This window comes from Methylibium sp. (assembly GCF_013817365.1).
Classification (GTDB): Bacteria; Pseudomonadota; Gammaproteobacteria; order Burkholderiales; family Burkholderiaceae_C; genus Methylibium.
Map to the genome: position 1 here is coordinate 1 of NZ_JACDCU010000503.1, position 2710 is coordinate 2710.

Sequence of the window (2710 nt, forward strand, 5' to 3'; positions counted from 1 at the left end):
TTGCTACGCGCCCGATGCGCGCTTCGACGACCCGGTGTTCGGCCTGTCGGGGCGCGCTCCGATCGGCGGCATGTGGCGGATGTTGTGCGAAGGGGTCAAGGCGCAGGGGCGCGCCGACTGGCGTCTAGAGTTCCGCCACATCGCCGTCGAGCGCGGCGCGGGTCGCGCGCACTGGGAAGCGCGTTACCGCTTCAGCCCGACGGGCGCGCGCGTGCACAACGTGGTCGATGCCGAGTTCAGTTTCAACGACAACGGGCTGATCCGAACGCACCTCGACCACTTTGACCTGTGGCGCTGGTCGCGCCAGGCGCTCGGCACCAAGGGTCTGCTGCTCGGCTGGATGCCTTGGTTCAACGCGCAACTCCGCATCGAGGCGGCACGCCGGCTCGACGCATGGTGTGCGCGAGCGCCGCAATAGACCGCAATCGACCAAAGGCTGTCGCTGCCGTTGTTGCCGGTGCGACCGGCGGACAAGCGTCCGCAGGGCGGCCCGAGGCACTTCCTTGCCCGGCACACCACGACAGGCACGACAGCCTACGGCAGGCCCGCCGACAAAAAACGTCGGCCGGCTCCGCAAGCCGATGTCACCGCAGTCGCCACCGGCAGCACGCGGCGTGACAGACCGCACGCCGGCTCGGCGGACGACTGGCGCTCCTGCGGGTGTACCCCGAGTTCGGCCACGCTGGCACGCAAGCTGCGAACGCTCCGCTCACACGCAGGAGATCCGCATGGCATTGAGTTTCAAACCCTGGCAGCGCATGAACCCCGCACGCGGCGTGCCGCTCGGCGGCGGCTCCTCGGTGCTGCGCCTGGCCGCGCGCGAGCGTCAGGCCAGTGCCAAGACGCCCGCCTGGCTGGCCGGTCTGACCCGCGCGATGCGCTCGGCAGGCCCTGGCAGCGGCGCTCGGCCCCTGCATGCTGTGCTGGCCGGCGGCGATTTCGCGCCGAGCGAATGGCTCAGCGCGCGCTGAACCGCGCACCCTGAAAGCACGTTGCCCGATTCAATTTTTCAGCTGTATTCACGGGACTTCCGCCATGAACACGCCCCAGCGCCTATCGTTCGCACCGACCGCAACCCTGGGTCACCAGCGTCACGGCTCGCACGTCGCGCTCGCGCTGTCGGTCGAGGCGCGCAGTCCCGTGCTGCCGTCGCGCGGCGCATCGCGGCAGCTCGAGCTGCCGTTCCTTGCGCAGCCGGCGGCGCTACATCACAGGTTGCGGACCGGTTGACTGTCCACAGGGGAGCGGGCGGGTCGGGAGGTTGAGAGCGAGCTTCCGACCAAACAACGTCCCGCTTCCCTTTTTTATTTCTGCGGGCCGCTGCTGCGGCCGTTCTTCGTTTGCCGTCGCGAGCGTGTCGCCGCAGGGCGGCTATACGGTCACTCAGCGACGGGTCGATTTCTGATGATCGGCGATCAGCCGTCGCGCGCTGGCCCGCAGCGTGGGCTCATCGAGCGATTCGAGTTCGAGCCCCTGTGCGGCGTCGAAATCGACGTGGTTCTTGCGCGAAGACCGCGCGTACGCCAGGTCGTAGTGGTGGGTCATGAGGCGCTCGAACAACTCGGCAGCCTGACCCTCCCGGGCCAGCCGCTGCCACAAGGCCATCTCCTCGTTGCCGACCAGCGGCGCGAGCTTGGCGAGCAGGGCCACCATGCCGGGCAGATCGGCCTCGAAATGGGCGTAATCCTCTCGCCAAAGCTTGACGCGCTCGGCCATCGGCGCCATGACCCGGATGATCGGTGCGTCGTGGATTGCCTCGAACAGCCCCTGGCTCAGCTGCACGGCACCGATCCGTTTGCTCTCGGCTTCGACCCACACCACCTTGGCGGGCGCGAAGGAACGGAGCCGGTCGTAAACCAGCGTGTCGAAGTACTTCTGCGATGGCTGCGCCACCCCCGGCACGGCGCCGATGAGCGAGCCCCGGTGCGAGGCCAGGCCTTCGAGGTCGAGCACCTGCGCGCCCTCGGCCTCCAGGGCCTTCAGCAGCCGCGTCTTGCCGGCGCCGGTGGGCCCGGCGAGGACGCGGAACTCGAACGACGGCACGACCTTGTCGAGCCCGGCCATCACCCAGCGGCGGTAGTTCTTCCAGCCGCCCTTGATCGTGTCGACCCGAAAGCCGATGGTGCGCAGGTTGTCGGCCCACAGCTTGGAGCGCTTGCCGCCGCGAAAGCAGTACACGAGGATGCGCTCGTCGGGTGACACGTCCTTGATCACGCGCTCGACGTGATCGGCCATGCGCCGCATGGCATACGCCACGCCGATCATGTAGGCCGCATGCGTGTCGCTCTTGTGCAGCGTGCCCACTTCGGCGAACTCGGGCTGATCGACCACCGGCAGGTTGACGGCGCCGGGCACGTGGTCCTCCTGGAACTCCTTCTCGGTCCTCGCATCGATGATCATCGCGTACGAGGAAAACGGCAGCACCCGGAGATCGGGTTCGTCCGCGGTTTCGACCGTTCGGGTGAGCTGGGGCATGGGATCGGAGTCTTTCGACGGAGGAGGCACAGGCCGTGAATTCTGGGCCTTTCGGCCCCTGCCGGATCGAAAGCCCGCGCTCGAAGCGGATGGATGGCGCAGCATCTGCGCGCGCTCCCGTACTGTCCTGGCATGGCGCGGCCCCCGGGGACGCGGGATAGCCGCGGCGGGGGGCGGCGCGACAATCCGCATCGCTGCAGTACCGCATTCGCCCGAGGAGTTTCATGCTCAACGT

Annotated in this window: 4 protein-coding genes; 3 read left to right on the forward strand and 1 reads right to left on the reverse strand. The window is 68.2% G+C overall.

The features are described from left to right. The 3 genes from H0W38_RS20475 to H0W38_RS20485 form a co-directional block, all read left to right on the forward strand. Positions 1-418 (forward strand): nuclear transport factor 2 family protein (locus H0W38_RS20475; RefSeq protein WP_292457656.1); only part of this gene is annotated, 418 nt, incomplete at its 5' end. A 310-nt stretch (positions 419-728) separates the two neighbouring features. Then, a complete protein-coding gene (locus H0W38_RS20480; RefSeq protein ID WP_292445962.1) occupies positions 729-971 on the forward strand; it encodes a hypothetical protein in 243 nt (80 codons plus the stop codon). Between the two features lie 64 nt (positions 972-1035). Continuing rightward, on the forward strand, positions 1036-1230 hold the full coding sequence (locus H0W38_RS20485; RefSeq protein WP_292457657.1) for a hypothetical protein: 195 nt from the start codon (positions 1036-1038) through the stop codon (positions 1228-1230). Between the two features lie 153 nt (positions 1231-1383). On the opposite strand, the gene mnmH is transcribed toward H0W38_RS20485, so the two are convergent. Further along, positions 1384-2475 (reverse strand): tRNA 2-selenouridine(34) synthase MnmH, encoded by a 1092-nt coding sequence (gene mnmH, locus H0W38_RS20490; protein WP_292457659.1) that lies wholly within the window; start codon positions 2473-2475, stop codon positions 1384-1386. Positions 2476-2710 lie beyond the last annotated feature (235 nt).